We start from the raw sequence: 7,125 nt of genomic DNA, 5'->3' as shown, positions 1-7,125 counted from the left end.
AATTGCCTGGCTGTTGCTTTTCCATCAAGATACGCATGAACAGCCTTGGTTCGGATTTCTTCAGATGCAAATTTCATCTCTGCAATCTAAACGATTTCTAAATAAAATAAAAGTCAAATTGCTCTAGCCTTAAAAAGAAAAAAGGCAGCATCGAATCCGAAAAAGCCTTGCACACGAAATGGATTTCACCTGTCCTCCAAACCGTACCCCTCTTAGAAATAGGCTACTCCCATATTGAGAAAATTATAAACTCAATGCGGGAAGCTGGCAGAAAGCCGCGCACCATAAAATATGCCCTCTCTGTGATTTCTCAGGTATGGACATACGCCAAGGATAAAGGCATCGCCAGCGGCGATTCCCCAACGAGGAGATTCAAAATCTCGCGCCTTGATAATGAACGCGCTCGATTCCTTACCAGGGAAGAAGCCAGGCTGCTCCTTGATGAATTAGGAAAGCACAGCCTGGAGTTACGGGATATGGCAACCCTCTCCTTATTCTGTGGCCTGCGTGCCGGAGAGATATTCAAGCTCCAGTGGGCGGACATAAATATGGATACGGGCACTATCTTCCTTCGTGGGACTAAGGCTGGCAATTCTCGCTATGCCTTCTTTACTGACGAGGTGCGCCATATCCTTACAGAGCGCGCCAAAAGCTCAGCCGGACGCGACCAATTATTGTTTCCAGCCACTAACGGCAACAAACGTGAGCGAGTTTCAAAAACCTTTCGGAAAGTTGTCAAAGAACTTGGCTTGAATGACGGGATTGATGATCCAAAACAGAAGGTGGTATTTCATACTTTGCGCCACACTTTTGCCTCCTGGCTCGCTCAGGGGCAAATCCCCCTGTATAATATCCAACGTCTCATGGGTCATTCAGAAGCCAGAATGGTTCAAAGATATGCCCATCTCAGCAGCGAAAGCATGAGGCAGGCTGTCAATGTACTCAACGGGGCACTTGAGCCAACAGAGGGAAGAAAAGAACAAGCGAGGGTTATTCGCTTCAGGAAACAGGCGAATTGATTCCTTGATAATAACGCTGTAAAATTTCCTCCAGATTACTAGCTAATATCTCTATATTTAGCAATAAAGTTAAGTAATCACAAACACTCATACAAAATATAAAAACATATTTATATAACATAGCTATATTTAAATACAAGTATGGTATGATGCAATGAGTAAAATAATCATTAAAAAAATGAACCGATCATCTTCTAAAACAAGGTAAAATATAGGTAAAAATAAAAAAAATTTGGATGAGTAATGGTAAGAAAGGGATAGATACCTCTAAGAGAATATCTCTGATAATAAAAAAAATGATTCTAATATGCTTAGAGAGAACTTGAATGGCTGAAAAAAATTACTTGATAGAAATTCTAGGATTGAAATTGAATAAGCTGGCAAACTGGCTAATCATGAGTTTATATAACTGGTCTTGGTATTCTTTGGCTACTATGAAACTGTCATGTATGCAAAGACAGCAAATATCATCCTCTGCCAAGGATAGCATGATTTGTTCAGCTGCAGAGCTATCAAGAAATTGAAGCCTTACTCCGTATCCTGTACATAGATATTTCTGGATAGGGCTATGAGTTTCTTTCAAAGTCTCAAGAAGTATTTTGGGAGAAGGTGGAAGAAGACCTGTTTTATCTGTGAACTGCCTGTTTTCAATATTGATAGCTTGCATGGCGGAAGTTTCATTATTGGCATTGATGGCTATATTTACAGCCTTCTTAATGACGGGCCGGAAACAGCTATTGATGCCAGGTAAGGCATAGAGGTCGCCCGCAGGAGGAAGCAAACTTTCCAGCCCGTAGAGCATACTTAAATGGAGGCAGGAGTAATCAAGCTCAACGGTACTCTTACCATCTATGGTTATATACTTCCTGAGTTCTGATTTAATCATCTGGCTCCAATGAAAATAAAACCTGCCACCTTGTTTGAAATCTGAATTGTTAAATATCCTGACATACTTCTTTGTCTGTTCATTGATAGGACAATTAAGCATAAAGTCAGCAAATTCATGCCAAGGAACATCTGCTGATATGAGATGTCTATCAAGGCATTTATTTATCTTGTTGACGTTTTTGATTATGGTCTTGACTTCCAGGTTGTCCATATCAAAATCTATGTCTTTTTTATTCTCATCTCGCAAAATAATAGGCGGATTTCTTCTGAGTATAATTCCTCCTTCACTTCGATATTTTCTAAAAAGGCGAAGAAGTTTTTGACTGGCGCGGATTCTTGACTCACGAGCATAGTGAGAGAAATTTATCCCCTTATGATACTCAACATAGCCATTATCTATAAGGAAATCAGCAATCAGCGTTACATATTTGTAGCGTAGATATACTTTATCAAATCGCTTTGATGCCCTATATGAATTTTTATTTCGGCTAAACGAGATAAATAACTTGGTATCCTGCTTATGGGCCACAAAAAGTTCGGTCAAAAAGACTTTTAGATGATTTTTTAGCCTATTTTTGTTTAATTTTTTGGTGATATTCTTTATAATTCGCGAAAAAAGGAAGTCTGCCGACGTAACTATTTCTGGTTTATTCGACCATATCCACATATCAAGCTCACGCGAATAATCGAGCTTGTTTTTCATATAGACCTCACATAAAAGGCCAGTCTGCTTATTTAGCAGGCTGGCCGATATTTAACGAAAAATAGTTGATGACTAAATATTAGTTATTCCGAAAATATTTAGAACAGTGAGAATTAACCAATAACAGTATTGGAGTAAATAACTGGCTCCTTGATTAAACTCTCAGCAGGAATACCAAAGCGCCCATGAAGATTGCGTATCATCTTCAAGGTAAGCGGACGCCGATAATTCAGAACCTCATAAACCCGGTTCTTACGTCCGATGGCAGGCTCCAAGTCCATCCCGGTTCCAGTATTCCTTCCTTGAGGAATCCTGGGGCTTGTTGGCAAGTCCCCTTGCAGGCACGGTCGGCAATTATATTTTTGTAACTACAAATATTGACAGCCTACTTTTTTGTAGTTACATATATCCATGCAATACGAATGGGATGAAAAAAAGCGCACGAGCAATCTGGAAAAACACGGTGAAGACTTCGCTGATGTGGTCCTGCTTGACTGGAGCCGCGCCCGGATAGAGCCGGATATACGCCATGACTATGGTGAACTCCGATATGCCGCCTTCGTCCCGCGCGATGATAACTGCCTTATGTGCCTTGTGTTCACTCCCCGGAGCCGGAGGATGCGCATCATCAGCTACAGAAAGGCAAACAGCCGGGAGAGAAAAAAATATGAGACGCTATGATGAAAACGGCAGGAAAATGGTTATCTACGCCACTGAAGAGCTTGCGGCGCTCCAGCGTCTCCCGGGAGCCGGTCGGGAAATGACCGACGCTGAAATCACGACCGCGGCCCTGGCCGATCCCGACACTGTGCCGCCGTCCGCAAGCGATACGTCTTTTACCGGAAAGACCGGGCGTGAGGCGCTTGCTGAGCTGTTCCCCCCGGAAACCGTGGAGGATTTGTTGACGCCCCGGCGTGGGCGTCCGAAAGCGGAACGCCCGAAGATTCAGTTCACCGCCAGATTCGATGCCGATATCGTGGAACATTTTCGCAGCACCGGCAAAGGCTGGCAGGTACGGATGGAAGAGGTCCTGCGCAAGGCCATCGCTATGGGCCTGTGATCTCCCTATTCGCGGAAAAAGGAAGTCTGCCGACTTAACTATTTCTGGTTTATTCGACCATATCCACATATCAAGCTCACGCGAATAATCGAGCTTGTTTTTCATATAGACCTCACATAAAAGGCCAGTCTGCTAAGTTTTGCAGACTGGCCGATGTTTAACGAAAATTTGGTTTACGCTGGGCTATGTTCCATGACCCCTGCGCTCATTCCCTTAGCCGGGGTCGAATAGCCGTTACTTGACTTGACATCAAATGTTGATATTATACATGCATGACAGGCAAGCACCAAAAGACGCTCAAGCAGATTTTCCAGCGACCTGCCAACGCCAATGTTCGCTGGGCAGACATCGAAAATCTGTTCACGGCGCTTGGGGCTGAAATCAGCGAAGCTGAAGGTCACGCATATGTGTGCGCCTTTTTAATGATCGCAGAGTTTTCCACCGCCCACATCCTTCACCAATGACGGATAACGGCGCGTTGGCAAGCATACGAAAATGGCTTGAAAGCAACGGAGTACGGCCATGAAAAACGTAATGGATTTCCCCGGTGGGTATCAGGCCATTATTTCTTATGACCCTGAGATTGAGATGTTCCGGGGTGAGTTCGCAGGACTGAACGGGGGCGCTGATTTCTACGCCAAAGATGCCGACTCCCTCAAGCGTGAAGGACAGACATCCCTGGACGTGTTCCTGAGAATGTGCGCTGAAGATGGTGTCTCCCCCAAAAAGACACTTGGGAAATTTGCCCTACGGCTTGACCCGGAACTTTACAGACAAGCCAGTGTTGCTGCTGCGGCTACAGGGCAGTCATTAAATACCTTCATCGCTAACGCGGTAAAACAAGCCGTTAGCGTAAACGGATAAATCCGATACTCAGAATCAGATTCATCTGTGTTCCTCACCGTAACAGGCCAGTCTGCAAATTTAGCAGACTGGCCGATGTTTAACGAAAAATTTACTTGAGAATGGATTCTCACCAGGTTTTAGTTTGCCTATTTAACTAGTTTTCTGCCCTCAGTTCCCTAAGAGTATCTGAAATCTGCTCAATAAGCCTTGGAATTTCCCTCTGGGTCGTTTGCCAAACGATTGTCCAGTCAATATCACCGTCATGGATTTTTGACAGATACCGCTTCATTCCTCGCATGGCAGTAAAAGGGATTTCTGGATATTTCATACAGAAGGATTCATACTCATCTAGCAGGATTTCTGAAATTGAGGCCATAATTAGAAGTCTTCTGGCAATGGCATCCCGTATAATTCCTGAATCAGGAGATAAAAATGAGGAAATATTTTCTTTTTCCGTAATATCTTCAATGTTTCTTGCGCTCGCCAAGAGCATACAAACAAGTTTGTTAGGAGTCTTATACATAATCATCACTGCCTTGGAATTGAGCAAAGTTTTTTTCGTAAAATAGTGCAAGTTCACGATTTGAGCTAATTAGGTCTATGTCCACCGAGAAGATATTTTCCAAATCCTCCTGAAGCCTGCCAATATCGAATAGGGTTGCGCTTGAATCTGCATCAAAATAGAAGTCAAGGTCATCCCCATCTGTATCCTCAAACTGACCAGCGGAACCAGTAAGGCGGTAGTTGGAGAACATGGGGTAGCGGTCGAAAATCATCCTGAGCAAGTCCCGGTTCATTCTAAAATCCCTAGACGGCCTCATGGGGAATCTCCTTCCCTCCTGATTGAGGCTTGGTTATGGACTTGATAGTCAGGGTAATCTTCTTGTCACCTATGTGCGGATAGGCAAGACACGTCTTACCCAAAAATTCCTTCTCTGAGAGCAGGTCAAAAATATTCAGGTTCCCGTACTCATCAATCTGGATAGGCTTACGAGTCAGCCTGGGGCGAAGGATCATCCCGGCAAAGGGCACGGTTTTGATGCCCAGTTCCGCCATCACGTCAAATACAAGGCTTTGCAGCGGACGTTTTCTCCATCCCGGAAGTTTTGCCCTGAGTTCCTTAAAATCAATGGAATCGCGGATGCCCTGACGAATAATTTCCTTGGCTTCCGAAAAATTTACATTGGTCATATGTGACCTCCAAAAAAGTAAAATTGTCCATCATCTGATGGCTCATTATCAAGTTAGGCTTTGAACAGTTGGAAATTGTCCTGAGTGTTGGTATTTTTAGGACTTGAAGAAGAAATTTGCGCTGGCGAAGGGCAATTTACTGGCAATCGCCGCTTATGGCGACAAGAACAGCCACCAACGGTGAAAGACTCATTGTGGATACAGAGGTGGAACCTCTTAAATTTTCCGAATAAACCGCGCGGGGTTTCCGGCCACTATGGTATCTGGCTCCACATCATGTGTGACAACACTCGCAGCGCCTACGACCGCATTTTCCCCAATAGTAACCCCTGCAAGAATTGTGGCACCCGCGCCAATCCATGCTCGTGCGCCAATATGGACGGGTTTGCATGTGATGACCTGGCGTTCCACCAAATCATGATTATTGCTTAAAAGCTGCACATTAGCTGCCAGCATTGCATTGTCACCAATGAAGATTCCACCTGCCGCCATCATCAGGCAGCCGTTCATGACAACGACATTTTTACCAATCTGCACCATGTGCGGCCTGATTGCCGTGAGGGGAGCAAATACCACACTCCCTTCTCCCATTGTCGGAAAAATCTCATGCATCAGGGCCGAGTATTCCGGCGTTTCCGGCATGGTATGATTGAACCGGAACACAAGCTGCGCGTGGCACCTCGCAAGCTCAAGTTCTTCCTCTGTCTGGCGGGTCACATCAATACGGATTTCATCCATATCCTTATCCTCTCTCTGATTAGACAAAGCTCTCCCGACGGGAGTCTCCCTTATTGCTCATAAAGGCCATCAGAAAAATAAACAGAAAATTTAAAAAAAGAATATTCAAATTTTTCGTATTTTATTTCGATAGGTTGTTATAAGTTTGGCACGATTTTCCCCGTTCATAGAGAAATAGATTTGCGGCCCTTGACCAAATACGCCCTTCGCGCCATACGCTTGAGGAACTTCCTTTTTTTAGAGCAATTTGACTTTTATTTTATTTAAAAATCGTTTAGATTGCAGAGATGAAATTTGCATCTGAAGAAATCCGAACCAAGGCTGTTCATGCGTATCTTGATGGGATAGTATTAACTAAATAACGTTTTAATATCATCCAGAGTTCCATTTACATGAAACTTGGCAAAAAGAGCCATCGTCAAGTCAACCATGTGCAGACTTCGTGAAACAACGACCGACTTTCGGCGGAATCTGGCAAACCAGTGACGCTGGCGACAATTGTTCCTTTCTATGCGGACTGTGCCACTTTTCCCCTGAAGCAGATCATTTTCGGCTATCTCCAGAGGATAAACCTTCCACTTGTCCGTACAGTAAAACCAGACTTTCCACTTTTTCAAGCGCTCCATCAATCTATGGAGGGTAGCCTGATCACGCCCGCCACATTCCCAGTCGATGAGTTG

At 44.2% G+C, this 7,125-nt stretch carries 10 protein-coding genes; 4 read left to right on the top strand and 6 right to left on the bottom strand.

Annotated elements, in window-relative coordinates; all coding sequences use genetic code 11:
- Window positions 1-167: 167 nt before the first annotated feature.
- On the top strand, window positions 168-1,019 hold the full coding sequence (locus G7Y51_RS12805; protein ID WP_165178082.1) for a site-specific integrase: 852 nt from the start codon (window positions 168-170) through the stop codon (window positions 1,017-1,019).
- Between the two features lie 340 nt (window positions 1,020-1,359).
- Here G7Y51_RS12805 and G7Y51_RS12800 read toward each other — a convergent pair whose 3' ends face one another.
- A complete protein-coding gene (locus tag G7Y51_RS12800) occupies window positions 1,360-2,610 on the bottom strand; it encodes a hypothetical protein (protein WP_165178080.1) in 1,251 nt (416 codons plus the stop codon).
- Between the two features lie 667 nt (window positions 2,611-3,277).
- Between G7Y51_RS12800 and G7Y51_RS12790 the strand changes: the two genes are divergently transcribed.
- The 3 genes from G7Y51_RS12790 (at window position 3,278) to G7Y51_RS12780 (ending at window position 4,534) form a co-directional block, all read left to right on the top strand.
- Window positions 3,278-3,670, top strand: coding sequence for a BrnA antitoxin family protein (locus G7Y51_RS12790; protein ID WP_165073127.1), 393 nt, complete (start codon window positions 3,278-3,280; stop codon window positions 3,668-3,670).
- Window positions 3,671-3,942: 272 nt separating this feature from the next.
- Window positions 3,943-4,134: a hexulose-6-phosphate synthase gene (locus tag G7Y51_RS12785; protein WP_241160254.1), complete on the top strand. Its 192-nt coding sequence runs from the start codon at window positions 3,943-3,945 to the stop codon at window positions 4,132-4,134.
- A gap of 58 nt (window positions 4,135-4,192) precedes the next feature.
- Entirely contained in the window at window positions 4,193-4,534 is a 342-nt protein-coding gene (locus G7Y51_RS12780) for a type II toxin-antitoxin system HicB family antitoxin (RefSeq protein WP_165178076.1), read from the top strand.
- A 136-nt stretch (window positions 4,535-4,670) separates the two neighbouring features.
- On the opposite strand, the gene G7Y51_RS12775 is transcribed toward G7Y51_RS12780, so the two are convergent.
- The 5 genes from G7Y51_RS12775 to G7Y51_RS12755 all read right to left on the bottom strand — a co-directional run.
- Window positions 4,671-5,039: a HepT-like ribonuclease domain-containing protein gene (locus G7Y51_RS12775; protein ID WP_165178074.1), complete on the bottom strand. Its 369-nt coding sequence runs from the start codon at window positions 5,037-5,039 to the stop codon at window positions 4,671-4,673.
- Window positions 5,032-5,313: a nucleotidyltransferase gene (locus G7Y51_RS12770; protein ID WP_165178072.1), complete on the bottom strand. Its 282-nt coding sequence runs from the start codon at window positions 5,311-5,313 to the stop codon at window positions 5,032-5,034. The genes G7Y51_RS12775 and G7Y51_RS12770 overlap by 8 nt, the downstream gene beginning before the upstream one ends.
- Before the next feature lie 10 nt (window positions 5,314-5,323).
- Window positions 5,324-5,707 carry a hypothetical protein gene (locus tag G7Y51_RS12765; protein WP_165178070.1) on the bottom strand — a complete coding sequence of 128 codons (384 nt, stop codon included), beginning with the start codon at window positions 5,705-5,707 and terminating at the stop codon, window positions 5,324-5,326.
- A 216-nt stretch (window positions 5,708-5,923) separates the two neighbouring features.
- Complete coding sequence (locus G7Y51_RS12760) at window positions 5,924-6,445, bottom strand: DapH/DapD/GlmU-related protein (RefSeq protein WP_165178068.1); 522 nt, start codon at window positions 6,443-6,445, stop codon at window positions 5,924-5,926.
- Between the two features lie 350 nt (window positions 6,446-6,795).
- Window positions 6,796-7,125: IS1 family transposase (locus G7Y51_RS12755; protein WP_165177260.1), on the bottom strand; the 330-nt coding region annotated here is incomplete at its 5' end.

Origin of the sequence: Desulfovibrio sp. ZJ369, from assembly GCF_011039085.1 — a bacterium.
Classification (GTDB): Bacteria; Desulfobacterota; Desulfovibrionia; order Desulfovibrionales; family Desulfovibrionaceae; genus Desulfovibrio.
Note: the sequence above shows the minus strand (reverse complement) of the source record. Positions and strands in the feature narration are given on the sequence as shown.

Coding starts and splice junctions, on each gene's coding strand:
- G7Y51_RS12800 (WP_165178080.1), bottom strand. CDS start 2,610: ATGAAAAACAAGCTCGATTATTCGCGTGAGCTTGATATGTGGATATGG.
- G7Y51_RS12790 (WP_165073127.1), top strand. CDS start 3,278: ATGAGACGCTATGATGAAAACGGCAGGAAAATGGTTATCTACGCCACT.
- G7Y51_RS12785 (WP_241160254.1), top strand. CDS start 3,943: ATGACAGGCAAGCACCAAAAGACGCTCAAGCAGATTTTCCAGCGACCT.
- G7Y51_RS12780 (WP_165178076.1), top strand. CDS start 4,193: ATGAAAAACGTAATGGATTTCCCCGGTGGGTATCAGGCCATTATTTCT.
- G7Y51_RS12775 (WP_165178074.1), bottom strand. CDS start 5,039: ATGTATAAGACTCCTAACAAACTTGTTTGTATGCTCTTGGCGAGCGCA.
- G7Y51_RS12770 (WP_165178072.1), bottom strand. CDS start 5,313: ATGAACCGGGACTTGCTCAGGATGATTTTCGACCGCTACCCCATGTTC.
- G7Y51_RS12765 (WP_165178070.1), bottom strand. CDS start 5,707: ATGACCAATGTAAATTTTTCGGAAGCCAAGGAAATTATTCGTCAGGGC.
- G7Y51_RS12760 (WP_165178068.1), bottom strand. CDS start 6,445: ATGGATGAAATCCGTATTGATGTGACCCGCCAGACAGAGGAAGAACTT.